We start from the raw sequence: 17,664 nt of genomic DNA on the forward strand, positions 1-17,664 counted from the left end.
TGAAGAAAGAGACGATATGCCTTAAGCTTACCGCGGTACCACTCTTATTGGCTCTTTAAAGAACCCTGCTTTAAAAACCTTGTAACGAAGGTCAATCGTTAAAACAAAAGAATGGAATCATTCCTATCTTTCGCTTTACCACTCCCAGGCAAGTTCAAAGTATCATTGGACTGCGTTGCACCAACCCGCAGCTCTCTTTACCGAATAATGAGCTTTTACTACTCCTGATCATTGCGTTTCAAAAATTATATCTGAATATTTTTAATAATATCCCATACTATACGGACTCAAGGTAAATTTGTCAATAACTTTCTTAGGATAATATTTTCAAAGAAATAAATTAGGGGAAATCAACGTGAGCCAGCTATTACGATCTTGTGAGGATGAGTGGTTCTATTTCCGTTTCTTGGCAAACGCAACCGATAAGACTGGTTGCTACGGCAGCTTATCTGTTAGAAATGTATCATGAGGTTACCTTCTTCCCGCACTCGGTTTCCTCTATATTTTTCCATATATTCAATGTTATAGTATTTATATAGGAAATAAATCTAACGAATAACTCACTATCTGTTTGGAGGACATAATGAAAAAAACCTTAATTATTATAATTTTTTTATTATCTGTTTTGGTTGGGTGTAGTAACGGTGATAAATACATGAATCTTTCTGGGGAGAGCGATCATTGGAAAGGAGAGTATGTTGCAACCGCTACTGAAGATTCGGAAAATGGAACCTATACTTTTAAATATAAAGATGTAGCCAGCGATGTATTTTTCAAGACTTTGGAGATTTCAATTAATGATGGTGAAACTAAGCAGAAAACGACAAACTACAACGAACCAACAGTTGAAATTCAAACTGCATGTAGCGGCTGTTCAGTAACTAATGAAAGTATGCCTATACATATAACAATTAATTGGGATGGTAATGAAGAAAGCTTTACTTTAAAGCAAAGCAAATAAAGAAGAGGGCGTATTCGCCCCTCTAGACCAAATTAATTCCCTTTGTTTACAAGTGCTGCTAACATCTGAACTAGATCACCGAAATGAGTAGCCAACGTATAAGCAATGACGAAAAGGCTTCAAGAATAACAACTTACTAATGATACCTTTTTAATTAGTTCAAATTTCTCTGGGTCAATTTTAACAAATTCATTTTTATATAATTATAGGATAAATACCCTCTAATATCCTAACTAACAAAATGGAACCGATATATCCGAATGGACGGATTTTAAAGGTCTTTTCCCTAGCCTTCGTCAATAATTCCCACTGAAAAAACCGATCACAGCTCCTGTTGTTTACCTAATCAATTAATCTATTCATAAAAGCCTAGACTCTCCTAAAAAAACTCCATCCCTAACCATGATGCAGCCACCATCAGAACCCCAACGACAATCACAATAACCGGTCCTACAACAATTAATCCAAATAGCAGTGAGCCTACCGCGTCCAGGAAGATTCGAAATGGTCCTGCTTTTTCCTTTTTATTCTTTTGCTGCGTTAATAAGTCTTCCAGATGACCGACTTTTTGCTTCTATTCCTGCAACTCTTGAATTACTTTTGTGTCCTGGTCCATGAATTACCACCCTCCCCAATTAACAATAAGTGTTAATTCTATCATTTACATCCATTTTTAAAAAGTGAAATTTAACCTCGAAACCAACTCTATCATTCTATTTTCATCCATAAAATTTAAACTATTTTTTCAAATTCTGTCATCAATGTTACAATAACATGGTCTGAAATCAATCCACTCTATAGAACACGTGAGGTATCATATTTTTTATGAAAGCAATACGATTATTAAAGAGTTTTAACTTTTTATATTTTGGACTGCTTGCCATTTTCATTCCGTTTCTGCCAGTCTATCTGGCTGATCAAGGTTTGCGTCCAGCCCAAATCGGATTCATCATCGGTACAGGAGGTTTTGTCACCCTCATTACCCAGCCTTTATGGGGAATGATCAGCGACAAAACAAGGACTATACGAAAAGTCCTGTTGTTACTCATCTTTTTCTCGAGCGTAATCGGTTATTTCCTCTATGATTCAAGCAGTTATCTTCAGCTTATCCTGTTTGCCATGCTGCTTTATTTCTTTTTGATGCCGATCGATCCCCTGACGGAAAGCCTCAATTTTACGATGGCAGAGAAATCCGGGATTAGCTACGGCTCCATCCGGACATATGGTGCATTGGGTTATGCGGTCATATCGCTGATCACCGGCTATGTTATGTCATATTTCGGAGCGAACAGCCTTGCGTTCCTTTTTGCAGGAATAGGTTTGATCAGCTTCATTGTCAGCTGGATGATGCCTGATGCTCCCGTTTCAGGGAAACCTGTCACCTTAAGCAGCCTTAAGCATTTTTTCAGCAATAAAGAGACGCTTCTCTTTCTGTTATTGGTCTTTATCTGTGCTGTTCCAGCAAGGATGAACGATACCTTCCTTGGAGTATATATCCGGGAACTTGGAGGAAGTGCCAAGCTTGTAGGCTTGACCTGGTTCTTGGCGGCGGGAAGTGAAATCGTTGTATTCGCCCTAAGCTTTTGGTGGCTGCGCAAAGGTAAGGAAATCATCATCATTTCGTTTGCAGCAGCGTTTTTCTTTATCCGTTATTTCGTCTCAGCGTGGATTACCGATCCACAGCTATTGGCTTATTTGCAAGTCATGCAGCTATTAACTTTCCCGATTTTCTACTCGGCGGCCATCCAATATCTTTACCGGATTGTTCCGGTGGAATGGCGTGCCACAGGCCAGACCGTACTGGCGCTGCTATTCTTCGGGGTTTCGGGAATCATTGCTTCTTATATAGGCGGAGCCATATATGGAGCATATGGAGGGAAGACCCTTTACCTGTTCATCTCCTCCATCTCCTTTATAGGAATGGTATTCGCTTTGGTTCTTTATCGGATATACGGAACGAGGCTCGATACCGCAGAGGAAGCTGTATAATCTAAAAAACGGTATAAAAAAGAGCATGTTTTGATTAAAACATGCTCTTTTTACATTCCGTTAGCGAAATAAAGGGGCAACCGTCAACATTAACACAGAGAAGCAAAGCAGTATAGTAGTTGTTCTGTTTGAGAGTTTTACTTGTTTACCATTTTTATAGAAACCTGAAAATTGAAGCCGGTTTTTATAGAGTACATAAAGTAATGGAAAAATTGCCATACCAACAATCCATCCGCCCGTGGTATTCTCTACGGTTATTCCAAAAATCGCATAGATTGAATTAATGATGAGCCCCATTATCATTCCAATAACGAAAATAATAGTGATTATACGAAATAATTCTAAAATCACTCTTAACATCATTTCACCTACTTTTTTCCTGTAATCCGTAAAAAAGGCTGCAATCAGCAACCTTGAATGAACTTTACAGGATGGGATATTTCCCTAAATATAACAAACTTTCCTCTATTGGTAAATAGACGCTCTTTACTCTTCTTCTTGAACGAGCGAATGTTTAAATGCGTAAATCACTGCTTGCGTGCGGTCCTGTACCGCAAGCTTGCTTAATATATTGCTGACATGCACTTTGGCTGTTTTCAGGGCTATGTATAGTTCATCGGCAATTTCCTGATTCGTTTTCCCTTGAGTCATCAGCAATAAAATTTCCATTTCACGGTTTGTCAATTGATCATGAAGCTGGGTGATTTTAGGGCGACGCAGCTTTTCCATCATTTTTCCCGTCACTTCAGGTTCAAGTACGCTTTGACCTTGGAAAGTGGAACGGACGGCTCTCGCAATCTCGCTGGCCTTTGATGTTTTCAACATATAGCTCGTCGCTCCGGCTTCCAATGCCGGGTACACTTTTTCATCATCCAGGAAGCTTGTCACAATGATGATCTTTGCTTCAGGCCATTTTTCGATAATTCGTTTCGTCGCTTCTATGCCGTCCATTTCCGGCATCACCAAATCCATCAAAATGATATCCGGACGCAATTCCATTGCCAGTTCGACAGCTTTCAAGCCATTGTCCGCTTCCCCGATCACTTCGATATCAGATTGTGCGGATAAATAAGCCGATACCCCTATCCTTACCATTTCATGGTCATCGACAAATAATACTTTAATCATCATGATCACCTCCAGCATTTAATAATGGGATTTTCACTTCAAGTTTCGTTCCTTTATTCGGAACGCTTACAAGTTGCATCGTTCCGCCTAATTCAACAGCCCGTTCATGCATGTTTTGCAGACCATATGATCCCGTTTTCGACTCCTCGACGTTAAAACCGATGCCGTCATCCGTTATTCGTAAAATGACCATTCCATCACGAACGATCAATAGCACTTCAAGCGAATTGGCTTTTGCATGTCTCAGTGTATTGGAAATCGATTCTTGTAAAATCCGAAACAGATGGTCCTCAATCCCCTTATCCAAAGTGACAGGCTCCATCTTCCAATTTATATCCATCGTCACTTTTTGGGCCAATTCCAAAAGAAGCTCCTTCATTCCTTCATGTAAAGATTTTCCCTTTAATGCAACAGGTCTCAAATGAAGCAATAGCGCCCTCATCTCAAGCTGGGATTGATGGATCATTTCTTCCACTACCTTGAATTGTTTCATTTCCGTTTTTTCCATATCGGATTGTGATTCAGTGATGGCCGACATGAACATTGAAGCTGCAAACAATTGCTGACTCACCGAATCATGCAGCTCCCGCGCCAAACGGTTTCGTTCCTGGGAAACGATTTCCTGGATTTGTTTCTCCTGATCAATGGCCTTTTCATTCGCCATTTTTTGCGATAATTTTGTCTGCTCATTGATTTGCTTATGGATCAGTTGCATCCGTTCCGCCATTTTAGCGATTTCTTGGACCGGATACCCCTCCTGTTGCGATGGCAGACGGCCCTGTTCAAGTAAATGCAGCCCTTCATCCACCCTTTCGAGCTGCCTCTTCCAAAACATTCCCGAAACAACTCCATAAATCAGCCCTACCGTCATGACCAGGCTTGGCAGGAATATGACGAAGGGTAACCCCATGACCATTTTCTCCCATAATAAGCTCCAGTCGGATAAAGGAAAAATGAAGAAAACCGCCGCCGGCAAGGCAAGGGAAAGAACAAAAGCAACACCAAGGGCAGTCAATATCTGCCGTGTCAGTATGCTCATATCCGCTTCACCTCTAAATCCCCAACTAAGATTGAAGTGATGATATGAACCTTGTGATCCGTTTCATTGAACCCTTCCGTTTGGTAGGAATAAATTTGATTAAAGACCCTGGATTCAAGCTTATTTTCAAAAATCCGCGCTCTGCCAGCAATGACAGAATGATGGACCCTGATTTCGATGCCGTACGGTACAAGCACAGTGATATTGCCAATGATATTCCTGATGGAAATGACAGCGTCGCCTTTCGGTAAAATCGTTTTGCTTAAATCGATAACCGTATCACCGACACCGCCCTGAACATTCACGGAATTCCATTCATATACATGCTCGGCCGTTTGTTGATGACCGAACAACTTATTTTTAAAAAGGTAATCGGTTTTCAGCAATTGTTCCTTATTGATCTTCTCTTCATCCGAATCATCATTGGTTAAAATCGGACTGACCCAATCAGGATTCTTTTTGGACTGATAATATAAAAGCAAAAGATAAATGAGGATTGCCATTAGGAAAAATCTAAAAACGAACATATTCAAGACGGTGATGATAAGGGAAATCAGCCCTATAAAAAATAGAATTTTCCCGATTGTCCGTTTTGTGAATTTCCTGCCTAAATAGATACATCCTATTGAAAAAGCGATGGAAAAAAGGAGACCTCCACCCGTAAATGAAATCTCTAAAAAAAGCAGGACGACTCCGATGAGAAGTATCCATCCCATATAGTCCGTCTTCAACTTGTTCAACATCGGTTCGCCTCCCCTGTATATGATCATGATATTCTTAAAAGGCACAGGAACCCGTGCCTTTTAAGAATACCATGAAATTATCACGTTCTGACAGCCTGTTTTCCCCGACCTCCATTCCAAAAGGCCAGGGGATTACAGAGATGCCTTACAAACCTTTACGCTTCTTTCTGTTCCAATTCTTTTTCAAGCTGGACAATCCTGGCATCGATCGTATGCCGATTATAATCTGTATGGACCTGGTGCTCGATGCGATCGATATAATGCTCCATTTCTTCAAACATCGCTACCGGTTTGGTTTCGGAATTGCCTCCGTCCAATACCCGATTGATCCGGTTGTTTGCCCGGGCAATATTTTCCCTGCCCATCAGTTCCAACCGCTTTAGATGCATATCCTTCAGCTTATGCTTCATTTCTTCATATTTCCGCTCCAGTTCAGCTAACTGAACCTCTGCACTTTTATGCGCCTCTTTCAAACTTAGCGCCCGATCTTCATAGTGCAGGCTTTCCTTGACAGCAAATTCCATTAGATCGGTTTCTCCTGACTGCTTAGCAATCTCAGCCTGATGCTTACGTTTTTCAGCTAGATTTTGCGCTTGATTATATTCACGCGTAAACTCTTCTTTCAAAAGATATTGACGTTCAAGCAGCTTACCGACCTTTTCTGTCTCCTGCTCACATTGGCGCAAATATTGATTTAACATTCCAATCGGATTTTTTTGCTCCTTCTTATCCAACAAGTCATGAAAATCCGCTGAAATCGTTTGTTTCATTCTTGAAAATAAATTACCCATTTCAATTCCGTCCCTTCTATTAGTTCTTATTCAACTCTTTCCACTCTCTTTCAAAATTTGAGAACGGGTCATTTTCTTTCGATGATTCACTTTCATCATTTTCATTCCATTTTTTATAAACCAGGTAAAGAACATAAGCTGCCACCAGTCCCAATATTGCCGGGATATGGGAAATAGAAACGATCAGCACGATAATGGAGACTGATCCCCACGCAATCTTCGCCCCTGTCGATTCGGACTTCATGAACTGCTTGAACCCAAAGTATAGGATCGCCAAGCAAATCGCCAGGCTGATCAGTGGACCAACGTTCGCCAGTAACAGGAAAAGTGCGATCAGCCCTACAATAAATAAACCAAATTTCTTCATTGTTTTCGTCCTCCTTTCTATGTTTATATCTTATCTACTTTTACAAGTTCGTATAATGAGCCTTAGCTATATTTTCTAGTAGGACTTAAGGCGTAGACGCTGTAAGTCCGATGCTAATGAGAGTGTTTTGGCGGTTTGGTTTCCTCGTGAATTTGCACTTACTTGTAAGTTTGAGTGATATATTCGAAAGTTTGATCGATATATACCAGAGTTTGCGTGATATACTCCGAGTTTGAGCTATATCCTCGTGAATTTGCGCTTTACTCGTGAATTCTGCGACTTTACTCGTGAGTTTGGGCACTTTACTCGTGAATTTGCACTATTTACTCGTGAGTTTGAGCAATTTACTCGTGAATTTGCATTTACTCGTGAATTTGAACGGTTTACTCGTGAATTCTGCGGGTTTACTCGTGAGTTTTGAAATAAAAAAAATCTTCCGATAAAACCGGAAGATTGGTGAGCTGCATTATCATTACAAATACAAGCCTTCGACGTAAACTGAGGTGATGGTTTGAGCAATTTCTTCGACAGTGCTTTGGTGTTCGTTTCGGACAATTTCCCACAGATACATTTCATTTGTGAAAAACCACCCTCTTGCCACAAGCTCATGGTTTAGTTCAGCCCTTGCCAGACCATTTTGCTGGGCATAGGCGACGTCCTTTGAAATTCGCTGAATGAACTTCATGCGAATCGCTTTCCATTTATCTGAAATAATGGTTGATATCCCAATGGCCTGTTCGAAAACTTGCATCATGTTGCGTTCAGCTTCTGCCATTTTCAAAAATGAATTAGCTTGTATGTTTATGATATGTTTTGCTTCGTCTTTTGATTTTGGAAAGAAAGAGGTCTCGGCAATTTCATAGAATTGCTCCATTACATTCTCCATTAATACAATTAACAGATCCTCTTTCCCTTTAAAATGAACATAGGCCGTTCCGTATCCGATGTTTGCCCTTTTGATCATTTGGGAAATAAGCGCAGCTTGATAACCTTCTTCAAGAAATATTTCCTTTGCAGCTTCCAATAACTTTTGTCGTGTCATGATCGAGCGTAAATGCCGTTTATCCCCTACTTTGCCATTCTCCATGCTTATTCCTCCCCCTATCTTCTAGCATAAAGGATTTCCATAAAATAAAAAACATTTGTTGGAAAGTTCGATTTCAATGTTTATAATTTTCTGAATTAACTTATTGACACCATGTCATATTCTTTGGTACGATTCTCCTAGAATTATTAAAATACTAATATAGGAGGATGATTATGGTTTCTGAATATACATTGGATCACGCTAAACAAATGGATGAGAATGATACGCTTAAAGGTTTTCGAGAAGAGTTTTATTTAAAGCCGAATTCCATCTATATGGATGGAAACTCATTGGGGCTTCTTTCGAAAAGGGCTGAACGCACTCTTCTGGAGTCTTTGGAAGATTGGAAAGAGCATGGGATCGATGGATGGACGCAAGGGAATCACCCATGGTTTTTCATGGCTGAGAAATTGGGCGCGAAGATGTCCCAATTGGTCGGAGCTTCTCCCGAGGAAGTTATTGTAACCGGCTCCACAACCGTGAATCTGCATCAGCTTGTAGCTACTTTTTATAAGCCTGAAGGAATGCGCACAAAAATTTTGGCAGATGAATTAACCTTTCCGACTGATATTTATGCTCTTCAAAGTCAGCTGCGTACACATGGATATGATCCGGAAACCGATCTCATCCGCGTCAAAAGCCGCGATGGCAGATTTCTTGAAGAAGATGACATTATCCAAGCAATGACCGATGACATCGCTTTAATCATCTTACCAACGGTCCTGTATCGCAGCGGTCAAATATTGGATATGAAACGATTGACTGATGAGGCTCATAAAAGAGGAATTGTAATCGGATTTGACGGATGCCATTCCATCGGTGCCATCCCGCATTCATTCAGCGAATGGGATGTGGATTTTGCGTATTGGTGCAATTATAAACATTTAAATGGCGGTCCTGGCGGTGTTGGCGGTTTATATGTAAATCGAAAACATTTTGGAACGATGCCTGGATTGGCTGGATGGTTCGGCTCCAAAAAAGATAAACAATTCGATATGGAACATACCTTAACACCAGCTGAATCAGCAGGAGCGTATCAAATTGGCACGCCGCATGTGTTAAGTTGTGCGCCTTTGATTGGGTCTTTGGACATTTTTATAGAAGCGGGAATTGAGAATATTCGCGAAAAATCCCTGAAAATCAATCAATATTTAATGGATTTAGTCGAATTCGAATTGGAAGACATGGGATTTTTCATTGGAACTCCTAGAGAAGACATACGCCGCGGAGGTCATGTAAGCCTCGAGCATAAAGAAGCTGCACGGATATGCAAGGCATTGAAAGAGAACGGTGTCATTCCAGATTTCCGGGCACCTAACATCATTCGTCTCGCTCCGGTTGCACTATATACTTCCTACGCAGAAGTTTGGGAAGTTGTACAAATACTCAAGAAAATCATGTCAGAAAAACAATATGAAAAATTCAAGAATGAGCGTGAAGTGGTCGCATAACATGGAATTCCGCCAAATGGGGCTCATCCCTCAAATGGTTAGTTAATTACGGCATGCTAAAATCTTTTTTGATAAAAAGGGGATGAACTATGGAGAACAAAAATACTCAATTGAACTTTAAAGATGAGCCAGAAAAAGGATTAAAACGTGAGCTGAAAACAAATCAGCTTTCCATGATCGCGATGGGCTGTGCCATCGGGACAGGGCTATTCCTTGGCAGCGGGCTTGCGATTCAAGCGGCAGGGCCAAGTGTATTGCTCAGTTATGCTCTTGGGGCGTTCATTGTTTTACTGTTGATGGGCTGTTTAGCCGAAATGACGGTTGCCCATCCTACTTCCGGATCTTTTGGAGCCATTGCGGAAAAGTACATGACTCCTATGGCAGGCTATCTTGTCCGCTATTCTTATTGGATTGGCAATGTTTTGGCTGTTGGGGTTGAAGTAAGTGCAGTCAGCGTATATATGAATTATTGGTTTCCGAGCGTTCCGGGAATCGTATGGATTTTGCTGTTTGCAGGGGTCCTGATTTATGTAAATGCTACCAGCGTGAATACATTCGCGACATTTGAGTATTGGTTCTCCTTTATTAAAATAAGTGCCATTGTTGGTTTTATCCTTCTTGGAGCCTATGTACTATTCGGTTCATCCGAACAGCCACATATAGGACCGGAAAACTTCGTGAATGAAGGCGGTTTTTTCCCATTTGGTTTGAAGGGGATGTGGATAGCCGTATTTATTTCTTTATTCAGCTTTCTTGGAACTGAATTGATAGCGGTTACATCAGGGGAAGCAAAAGATCCAGATGCAGCTGTCCCAAAAGCATTAAAAGCTACCGTGTTCCGTTTATCCACTTTCTATGTGCTGACAATCGGCATCATGCTGATGATCGTTCCTTGGAAAACGGCTGGGATCGAGGTAAGTCCATTCGTAAAAGTGATGGAAATATTGAACATTCCAGGTGCATCCGGGATCATGAACTTCATTATTTTAACGGCTGCCATATCTGCCATGAACGCTCAGCTTTATGCTTCAACACGGATGATGTTTTCATTGGCACGTGGGAAAAATGCACCTAGCTTTTTAGGAAAGTTAAACAAAAGGGGTGTTCCTACAAAAGCACTTGCAGTCTCTTCAACGGGAATTTTCATCGCTGCAGGCGTTCATGCGTTACTTCCTGGTTCATCCTATGCCTTCATGATGGGGATTTCCATGTTCGGTGCTATGTTCACATGGCTCATGATCTTCATTTCCCATTTGTTTTTCAGGGTTACATGGGATAAAACAGGCGGACGCAAGTTACCGGTAAGGATGATTGGTTTTCCCTATTTAACGATACTAGGAGCCGTTCTTCTATTTAGTTTGATGATTACGTCATGGTTTACGGATTTCAAAATCATGCTTCAATTCGGGATTCCTTGGTTACTATTTTTAGCTGTTGCTTATTTTATTTCAAAAAGAAGAAATATTAACCATAATGTAATGGAAGAATCTCTGGAAAAGAAGATAGAATAGAATGACGAAATAAATAGTTTTTTGCATATGGAAAAGTGAGGAGATTGCGGAATGAAAAATGTGGATAACAATGAAAAAACAATAACGGGTCTAGAGAAAGAAATTCAAACCGACTTTCAAAAATCGATGTCTTACGGAGATTATCTCCACCTTGATAAGATTTTAACCAGTCAACATAGATGTTCCGATCATCATGATGAAATGCTATTTATCATTATCCACCAAGCGAGTGAGCTATGGATGAAGCTCATTTTACATGAGTTGACAGCAGCGACTGAGTCCATCCGCCAAAACAAGCTGGAACCTTCGTTTAAAATGCTGTCTCGCGTTTCAAGGATCCAGCAGCAATTGATTCAGTCATGGAATGTCCTTTCAACTTTAACGCCGGCTGAATACATGGAGTTCAGGGATAAACTGGGACAATCTTCCGGATTCCAATCTTATCAGAATCGTTTGATTGAATTTGCATTAGGAAACAAAAATGTCCATACGCTATCAGTCTATCAGCACCAAACAGAGTTATACGAGCAAATGCAGCAGGCCCTTCATGAGCCAAGTATTTATGACGCGGCGATTAATGCTCTTGTAGCCCGTGGATTACCTATTGATCAAGGAGCCATCAGCAGGGATTGGTCACAAAGATATGAACCAAATGCCAGTGTAGAAGAGGCATGGCTGACTGTTTATCGCGATGTTGAGCAATATTGGGACTTATATGAGCTGGGCGAAAAGTTAGTGGACATTGGCCACCAACAGCAATTATGGCGTTTTAATCATATGACCACAGTGGAAAGGATTATTGGTAATAAGCAAGGTACTGGCGGATCATCAGGTGTAACGTATTTAAAAAGAGCACTTGATCAACACTTTTTCCCAGAACTATGGAGTTTAAGAACGAAGCTATGATGAAATAAGCAGCAAAGAAACAGCCAGCGAAGATGGAGGTAAATGCATGGGGACATGGATTGATATTTCACAACGTCTGGATGATAACGTTGCAGTTTGGCCTGGAGATACACCTTTCTCTTATAAAGTAAATTGGAGTAAAGAAGAAAGTGGATCTGTCAATGTTGGTCAAATCAATATGAGTATCCATACCGGTACCCATATTGATGCACCTTTTCATTTTGATGACGATGGAAAAAGAGTGATTGATTTGGATCTCGACTTATATATGGGAATTGCCCGAGTTATCCATTTACCAAACAAGACAAGCATCGGAGTCGATGAATTATCCAGTATAGATCTAACTGGCGTTACCCGTCTGTTAATACGGACGGATGCATGGCAGGATAGAAGTGTGTTTCCACAAACGATTCCTCCTATCCAGCCAGAATTAGCGGCATATCTTTCAGAAATGGGCGTCCGTCTTATTGGTCTTGATTTACCATCAGTAGATCCACTGGATAGTAAAGAACTGTCTGCCCACCATGAACTTGCCGGTCATGGAATTCACATTTTGGAAGGACTTGTATTAGACGATATAGGACCGGGTAATTATGAGCTGGCAGCCCTTCCTCTTCCTTTAGTTGAAGCAGATGGAAGTCCGGTACGTGCTGTGTTGAAAAAGTTACCCTAACAAAATTTTTCAAAAAAACGAGCCAGATCAAAAAATGATTTGGCTTGTTTTTTTATTGCCTCCCTTTCTATTGAGGTAACCATTAACTATCAAATTTATCTCCCTAAACCAAGTGCATTTATGTTATAATTTTCAGAATTCATCACTAAGAGTGGAGGTCCGAATATGGAAAACTTTTATTTGTTCATCATCATGTGCATCCTTCTCATCATCTTACCCGGTCCAGATACAGCAATAGCCACAAGGAACACCGTTACCGTGGGGACGTCGGGAGGTTTTAAAACGATGTTCGGCACGTGCTGTGCCCTGCTTATTCATACATCAGCTGCCGTGTTCGGACTTTCGGCAATCATTGTGAAATCCGCTTTACTATTTTCCATCTTCAAATATGTCGGTGCCGTTTACTTAGTATATCTAGGCTTCAAGACCCTATGGGGATTAAGGAATAAACAAGTGGCCGCAGCGGCGGAAACATCAGTCAAAAGTAAGTACGAAAACCAGTCTTGCTTTAAGCAAGGCTTCCTTACCAATCTGCTGAACCCTAAAGTGGCCGTCTTCTTTTTAACGTTCCTGCCTCAGTTCGTGAACCCGGGAAATGATACGTTTTTACCGTTCCTGATCATGGGCATGACGTACACCGTTTTAACTGCGTTGTGGTTTGTATTTTATATCTATCTGCTGAACCAGATCAGTGCTTTCATGAAAAAGCCTAGAACCCAAGCGATTTTCGAGGGTATAACCGGGACGGTCTTGATTGGTTTCGGGTTAAAGCTAGCTCTGGAAAAAGCTCATAATTAATCTGAACTGCACCCTAATTGTTAGAAACACCTAACAATCAGAGGTGCAGTTTTTTGCAGAAACAGGGATTAAGGTACTTGCTGAGTTAGTGTCACAATAAATGAAACGATAATGTTTTCAAAAGAGAATCATATGTTCACTTCACTATTTTCCCCCCGTCACCGAACAACAGAATGTACAGTTTACCAGTTTTCCAATCTTCGCTTGCAGGGATTAAAAACAATGCACAAATACTTACTAAAGATAATCTTAGTAAAAGTTTCATTTCCATCCCCCTATTATTGTTTTTCTGCACTTTACCATAAACTACCACAAATAACGCTTTTGAACACAGTATATACGATACAAATATTATGAACTCCCCTAAGGGAGCCTTACATGCTTCTGAAAATTGGATTTTTTTAAATTCTTTGGTCATTCAACTTTTTGTTTAGGGTTGTCCAAACATCTTGAGGAATTTCTGCATTTATTATCATGTGGCAATTATAAAAAAAAGGATGAACGCTGTGTCAAAGAAAAAAGATGAGAAAATCAGTAAGAATAACAATGGTCAGAGTACTCGGTATACGACCGATGTTTGTGTTTTCATTTTAGGTAACGCTGCTGAAGTAAGAGAAGAAGATATAAGAACACAATTTAAATACGCCAGTGACATATGGGGAATTGATTTTCGGCCTAATATTTGTGATTTAAGAACTAAAGAAGGAGCACGGAAGTGTGGTTTGAAAGCTGATGCCACTATAGCAAGGATCTCCGTACCTTTGCAGATGAGACAACGGGAGAAAGTTTTTAGAGCCTTAAGAAAAGGTAATCGTGGCCGTCAAACTGGACTTGCTGTGTTTTACATTAATGCACAAGACCTTAAAGATGGAAAGGCTATTGCTAACGTCAGCTGGGATAATAAAGGAACACTGGGTAATATCGTCATGACATATGATACATTCCAACAAAAAAATATGGATATCTTGGCTCATGAATTCGGACATGCCTTGTTAGTCAATGCACGTCATTTAAATGATAAAAACAACATTATGTATCCCTCAGGGACAGTAATCGTACCACCAATCTCACAAAGACAACTAAGGGCTATGACTACCTCCAAGCAAAGAGCAAAAGCCTATAAAAGACCTTATGTTTACAGAATTTGAAGCCCGATAGAAATGATGAATCCTCCCTCGTGATACATGTACAAGCTATATAAAAGTTATATTAAACGGGACCAGAAATAAGGCTATGAATGTTACAATATAAAAAACATATTTTGTTATTTTTATACAGGGAGAATAGAAATGAAAACTATTGAAGTTAGGAAAACAAAGGATATCGGATTAGGTTCCCTTTCTTTTGCACTATGTTTAATCGGAATATTGTTTACCTTTCAATTTGGCGATAAACCTTGCATAGGAGATGATATTTTAAATAATATCGGACTAAGCGCATGGTCAAATGGAGATTCAGGTATTCATTATACAATGTTCTATTCGGCTATATTTTTCATCCCTTCCTTTATCATTGGTCATATTTATCCCGATAACAGAGGAGCAAAAGCAGGGAAAATCATATCAGGTTTCCTATCAATTCTTATTGTTTCAGTACTATTAACTATTATTATCGATTTGGTGTGGGGACCTTGAATGAGCCTTTGAGAACTAAGGCCAAATTAAAGGGTATGAGCCCAGTATTACCGACCTCATACCCCAAGCCACCCCTATGGTCTTCAATCACTCAAAGTAACCATTCACGAAAAATCCAATTGTTTCACGTTCGTCCTCAGTTAGATCCCGCTTTAGTTCTTTAGCCAGTTCCTGCTCCATTAAAGCTCGGTTTCCCCGGTGTTCGACCACCGCTCTGGCACATTCTTTCATTAGCTTAAGCTCCGCCTCCATTTCCAGTCTCGTGCAAGGCTTATCATGATGGGAGAGTATGTAGGTTTCGGCATCATAGGCTTCAATTTTCTTAATGAGCAGCGAAGCCTGTTCAGGCGTATAATTCCATTTTTCAGCATAAAGATTGGCATAAAGGCAGTCTCCAAGAAATAATGTTTTTTCCTCCCGTACATAGATGATGCAGGAATCTTTAGCATGATCGCCCCCTACATGCTCAATGACACAGGTTATATTGCCGAGATCGATCGTCATCGTTCTTTCAAAGATGATATCGGGCAGAGGAAAGGAAATCTCTCTATTCGTCCCATGCTCCAATTTGATTGCATCGGCGCAAAAGGTAATCTCCGTCCCTTCTTCGACCCGTTGATCAAGGGCCCGATCTTCCCATGAAAGCTGCTGCATATCTTTAATGTTGGTGTATGTTTTTTCCTGACAAATCACTGGAATCCCGATATTCTCCAGTCCGAAAACATGGTCCCAGTGTGAATGGGTAAGAACGAGGAAATTCCCGCTAATATCATTCCGAAGCAATTCGTCCTTAAAGAGCTGTGCATGCCTGACTGAGTTACCGGCATCGATGATAAGCGTTTTCTTGTTTCCCGTCACGGCGGCAAGAACCGGGCGATCCGTTTCCTGAACTGGCGGCAGGTAGACAATACGTTTCGATAGGTGCTGTAATGTTTGCATGTTTCTGTTCTCCTTACGATTGTTGTTGTGATTAGCTTGCTCAAGTATAGCAAATTACACATGTATTCATTACATAATCTCCGCTAAAGGCAAAAAAGACAACAATCTCCGTGATTGCTGTCTTTTTCGTCATCATTCAAATGAACCTATTCCAATATACCGTGATTTTCGAGAGGGCATTTAAAAAGGTGGCTTTAAAAAAAGACTCTTCCTTCTTCTGATCTTCAGGCGGTTGTATATATTTTTTATTGTCCGCAATGAGTGTACTTTTTGTGATTTTCGAATCGATGGCACCTATCAACTGCGTTGCAAATCTTTCACTATCGATGACCACCATCGATTCTGTATTCAAAAAGGCAGATCGGGAATCCAAATTATAGGAGCCCACTGCACTTAATCGTCGATCATAGACAACCGATTTACCATGCAAAGAATAAGGCTTTGAATATTCATAAAGCCTTGCCCCCGTCTCAACGACGCTATCCCTAAGCGCCAAATAACCGGAAAAGGCGATAACATTCGGTGTTGATGCCACCGAATTGGTAAGTATTGTCCAATCAGCCTTTGGATCCATTTGCCTCGGTACATAATCCTTCAAGGCATCCGCAGGAACAATATAGGGACTTTGGATGTATACCGATTGATTGGCGTTCGCAGCAATATCCAATAGGGATCTCCACACAATAGGGTGTTTGTTGAAACGTTCGATTGGATTATGAATGAAGGACACTTTCTTTGTAGGTGTTGTAGCCTTGTTCCAATCGACGACTGGATTAACGAAATCAGCTTCAGTTTGCAATGCTTTGCTATATTGTTTCGCTAATGCATCTCTTTCACGTTCTCCTTTTTTCGTTTGCCTTTTCGAGAGGTCCGAAAAAACATCGCTCGTATACGGATGATTCCATAATTGATTCAAATAGTCCTTCATTTCAACGATTACACTATCTTTCTCCTCTTTAGCATTGAAAATGAGTACATCCCTGTCATAGACAAAGTTCCTCGGCGGCTTGCTTGCTAAGTACTTATCTGCAATATTTCTCCCGCCGATGATGCCTAACTTTCCATCTACAGTGATAATCTTGTCATGAAGGCGATTATGCCAGGTCCACGGCTTAAATGGCTTAAAGGTTTCGTAATATCTTAATTCAATGTTTTCATGCGAAGCCAATGCATAACGGGCACTGCTTAATTGACCTCTGAGTCCATGAGATATTCCATCCAGAAGGATTCGGACTTTGACACCTCGGTCAGCCGCATCAATCAAGGCTCCAAGAAAAAGCTCTGTTGATTTGCCTTTTCCAAAAGCATAGTAGGCGATATCGATTGAATGCTGGGCTTCCTGGATCATTCGCATTCTGGCGAGTCCCGACTTATAACCGTCTTCGAAAAGCAGGACACGATCCACGGTGGCTTCCTTCTCTCCCATATATTCACTTACTTGTCTAATCGGCCTGTTTTCTTCTTTTTCTGCTTTGGGGAAAAGAACAACAGCCGTCACCACTACATAAAGGACATATAATAGAAGAACAAGCAAAAATCCTTTAATTGCCGTTTTTACAGACATTGAGCACTCCCCCCTTTAAGCGATATTTTATTACTATTCGTAATATGCAAAGACTCTATTCAAAATCTGCAGGCTTGATAAAT

Annotated in this window: 18 protein-coding genes and 1 other annotated feature; of the genes, 9 read left to right on the plus strand and 9 right to left on the minus strand. The window is 40.5% G+C overall.

What is annotated here, in order from left to right:
- Positions 1 to 4 precede the first annotated feature (4 nt).
- Positions 5 to 241 (minus strand) — a binding site (T-box leader).
- A gap of 342 nt (positions 242 to 583) precedes the next feature.
- Together ACSR9O_RS16320 and ACSR9O_RS16325 are read left to right on the plus strand one after the other, a co-directional pair.
- Positions 584 to 961, plus strand: coding sequence for a hypothetical protein (locus tag ACSR9O_RS16320; RefSeq protein WP_491724715.1), 378 nt, complete (start codon positions 584 to 586; stop codon positions 959 to 961).
- Positions 962 to 1,786: 825 nt separating this feature from the next.
- Entirely contained in the window at positions 1,787 to 2,950 is a 1,164-nt protein-coding gene (locus ACSR9O_RS16325) for an MFS transporter (RefSeq protein ID WP_048679493.1), read from the plus strand.
- A gap of 486 nt (positions 2,951 to 3,436) precedes the next feature.
- Here the strand turns inward: ACSR9O_RS16325 and ACSR9O_RS16330 are convergent, their stop codons facing one another.
- From ACSR9O_RS16330 to ACSR9O_RS16355, 6 genes are all read right to left on the minus strand, one after another.
- Entirely contained in the window at positions 3,437 to 4,078 is a 642-nt protein-coding gene (locus ACSR9O_RS16330; protein ID WP_053536075.1) for a response regulator transcription factor, read from the minus strand.
- Positions 4,071 to 5,117, minus strand: coding sequence for a sensor histidine kinase (locus ACSR9O_RS16335; protein ID WP_230176628.1), 1,047 nt, complete (start codon positions 5,115 to 5,117; stop codon positions 4,071 to 4,073). The genes ACSR9O_RS16330 and ACSR9O_RS16335 overlap by 8 nt, the downstream gene beginning before the upstream one ends.
- A complete protein-coding gene (gene liaF, locus ACSR9O_RS16340) occupies positions 5,114 to 5,860 on the minus strand; it encodes a cell wall-active antibiotics response protein LiaF (RefSeq protein ID WP_491724716.1) in 747 nt (248 codons plus the stop codon). Before liaF ends, ACSR9O_RS16335 begins: the two co-directional genes overlap by 4 nt.
- A gap of 155 nt (positions 5,861 to 6,015) precedes the next feature.
- Positions 6,016 to 6,651 (minus strand): PspA/IM30 family protein, encoded by a 636-nt coding sequence (locus tag ACSR9O_RS16345; protein ID WP_260358456.1) that lies wholly within the window; start codon positions 6,649 to 6,651, stop codon positions 6,016 to 6,018.
- Between the two features lie 19 nt (positions 6,652 to 6,670).
- On the minus strand, positions 6,671 to 7,018 hold the full coding sequence (locus ACSR9O_RS16350) for a lmo0954 family membrane protein (RefSeq protein ID WP_101223131.1): 348 nt from the start codon (positions 7,016 to 7,018) through the stop codon (positions 6,671 to 6,673).
- Between the two features lie 472 nt (positions 7,019 to 7,490).
- A complete protein-coding gene (locus tag ACSR9O_RS16355) occupies positions 7,491 to 8,105 on the minus strand; it encodes a TetR/AcrR family transcriptional regulator (RefSeq protein ID WP_491724717.1) in 615 nt (204 codons plus the stop codon).
- Between the two features lie 173 nt (positions 8,106 to 8,278).
- On the opposite strand from ACSR9O_RS16355, the gene kynU reads away from it, so the two are divergent.
- The 5 genes from kynU to ACSR9O_RS16380 all read left to right on the plus strand — a co-directional run bounded on the left by kynU (position 8,279) and on the right by ACSR9O_RS16380 (position 13,444).
- Complete coding sequence (gene kynU, locus ACSR9O_RS16360; protein WP_260358457.1) at positions 8,279 to 9,556, plus strand: kynureninase; 1,278 nt, start codon at positions 8,279 to 8,281, stop codon at positions 9,554 to 9,556.
- An 89-nt stretch (positions 9,557 to 9,645) separates the two neighbouring features.
- Entirely contained in the window at positions 9,646 to 11,067 is a 1,422-nt protein-coding gene (locus ACSR9O_RS16365; RefSeq protein ID WP_230176625.1) for an amino acid permease, read from the plus strand.
- A 51-nt stretch (positions 11,068 to 11,118) separates the two neighbouring features.
- Positions 11,119 to 11,973 carry a tryptophan 2,3-dioxygenase gene (gene kynA, locus ACSR9O_RS16370; RefSeq protein WP_101223135.1) on the plus strand — a complete coding sequence of 285 codons (855 nt, stop codon included), beginning with the start codon at positions 11,119 to 11,121 and terminating at the stop codon, positions 11,971 to 11,973.
- Positions 11,974 to 12,019: 46 nt separating this feature from the next.
- On the plus strand, positions 12,020 to 12,646 hold the full coding sequence (gene kynB / locus ACSR9O_RS16375; RefSeq protein WP_260358458.1) for an arylformamidase: 627 nt from the start codon (positions 12,020 to 12,022) through the stop codon (positions 12,644 to 12,646).
- Positions 12,647 to 12,811: 165 nt separating this feature from the next.
- Positions 12,812 to 13,444 carry a LysE family translocator gene (locus ACSR9O_RS16380; RefSeq protein WP_214770607.1) on the plus strand — a complete coding sequence of 211 codons (633 nt, stop codon included), beginning with the start codon at positions 12,812 to 12,814 and terminating at the stop codon, positions 13,442 to 13,444.
- Between the two features lie 136 nt (positions 13,445 to 13,580).
- On the opposite strand, the gene ACSR9O_RS16385 is transcribed toward ACSR9O_RS16380, so the two are convergent.
- Complete coding sequence (locus ACSR9O_RS16385; RefSeq protein ID WP_260358459.1) at positions 13,581 to 13,709, minus strand: hypothetical protein; 129 nt, start codon at positions 13,707 to 13,709, stop codon at positions 13,581 to 13,583.
- Between the two features lie 241 nt (positions 13,710 to 13,950).
- On the opposite strand from ACSR9O_RS16385, the gene ACSR9O_RS16390 reads away from it, so the two are divergent.
- Both ACSR9O_RS16390 and ACSR9O_RS16395 read left to right on the plus strand, forming a co-directional pair.
- Entirely contained in the window at positions 13,951 to 14,592 is a 642-nt protein-coding gene (locus ACSR9O_RS16390) for a hypothetical protein (RefSeq protein WP_260358460.1), read from the plus strand.
- A gap of 141 nt (positions 14,593 to 14,733) precedes the next feature.
- Positions 14,734 to 15,078, plus strand: coding sequence for a hypothetical protein (locus ACSR9O_RS16395; RefSeq protein WP_101223140.1), 345 nt, complete (start codon positions 14,734 to 14,736; stop codon positions 15,076 to 15,078).
- An 87-nt stretch (positions 15,079 to 15,165) separates the two neighbouring features.
- On the opposite strand, the gene ACSR9O_RS16400 is transcribed toward ACSR9O_RS16395, so the two are convergent.
- Together ACSR9O_RS16400 and ACSR9O_RS16405 are read right to left on the minus strand one after the other, a co-directional pair.
- Complete coding sequence (locus tag ACSR9O_RS16400) at positions 15,166 to 16,017, minus strand: MBL fold metallo-hydrolase (protein ID WP_101223141.1); 852 nt, start codon at positions 16,015 to 16,017, stop codon at positions 15,166 to 15,168.
- A 136-nt stretch (positions 16,018 to 16,153) separates the two neighbouring features.
- Positions 16,154 to 17,581 carry a phospholipase D-like domain-containing protein gene (locus ACSR9O_RS16405; RefSeq protein ID WP_491724718.1) on the minus strand — a complete coding sequence of 476 codons (1,428 nt, stop codon included), beginning with the start codon at positions 17,579 to 17,581 and terminating at the stop codon, positions 16,154 to 16,156.
- Positions 17,582 to 17,664 lie beyond the last annotated feature (83 nt).

This window comes from Peribacillus sp. B65, from assembly GCF_058513295.1.

Coding starts and splice junctions, on each gene's coding strand:
- ACSR9O_RS16335 (WP_230176628.1), bottom strand. CDS start 5,117: ATGAGCATACTGACACGGCAGATATTGACTGCCCTTGGTGTTGCTTTT.
- ACSR9O_RS16400 (WP_101223141.1), bottom strand. CDS start 16,017: ATGCAAACATTACAGCACCTATCGAAACGTATTGTCTACCTGCCGCCA.
- ACSR9O_RS16320 (WP_491724715.1), top strand. CDS start 584: ATGAAAAAAACCTTAATTATTATAATTTTTTTATTATCTGTTTTGGTT.
- kynB (WP_260358458.1), top strand. CDS start 12,020: ATGGGGACATGGATTGATATTTCACAACGTCTGGATGATAACGTTGCA.
- ACSR9O_RS16345 (WP_260358456.1), bottom strand. CDS start 6,651: ATGGGTAATTTATTTTCAAGAATGAAACAAACGATTTCAGCGGATTTT.
- ACSR9O_RS16365 (WP_230176625.1), top strand. CDS start 9,646: ATGGAGAACAAAAATACTCAATTGAACTTTAAAGATGAGCCAGAAAAA.
- kynA (WP_101223135.1), top strand. CDS start 11,119: ATGAAAAATGTGGATAACAATGAAAAAACAATAACGGGTCTAGAGAAA.
- kynU (WP_260358457.1), top strand. CDS start 8,279: ATGGTTTCTGAATATACATTGGATCACGCTAAACAAATGGATGAGAAT.
- ACSR9O_RS16325 (WP_048679493.1), top strand. CDS start 1,787: ATGAAAGCAATACGATTATTAAAGAGTTTTAACTTTTTATATTTTGGA.
- ACSR9O_RS16385 (WP_260358459.1), bottom strand. CDS start 13,709: ATGAAACTTTTACTAAGATTATCTTTAGTAAGTATTTGTGCATTGTTT.
- ACSR9O_RS16350 (WP_101223131.1), bottom strand. CDS start 7,018: ATGAAGAAATTTGGTTTATTTATTGTAGGGCTGATCGCACTTTTCCTG.
- ACSR9O_RS16395 (WP_101223140.1), top strand. CDS start 14,734: ATGAAAACTATTGAAGTTAGGAAAACAAAGGATATCGGATTAGGTTCC.
- ACSR9O_RS16380 (WP_214770607.1), top strand. CDS start 12,812: ATGGAAAACTTTTATTTGTTCATCATCATGTGCATCCTTCTCATCATC.
- ACSR9O_RS16405 (WP_491724718.1), bottom strand. CDS start 17,581: ATGTCTGTAAAAACGGCAATTAAAGGATTTTTGCTTGTTCTTCTATTA.
- ACSR9O_RS16330 (WP_053536075.1), bottom strand. CDS start 4,078: ATGATTAAAGTATTATTTGTCGATGACCATGAAATGGTAAGGATAGGG.
- liaF (WP_491724716.1), bottom strand. CDS start 5,860: ATGTTGAACAAGTTGAAGACGGACTATATGGGATGGATACTTCTCATC.
- ACSR9O_RS16355 (WP_491724717.1), bottom strand. CDS start 8,105: ATGGAGAATGGCAAAGTAGGGGATAAACGGCATTTACGCTCGATCATG.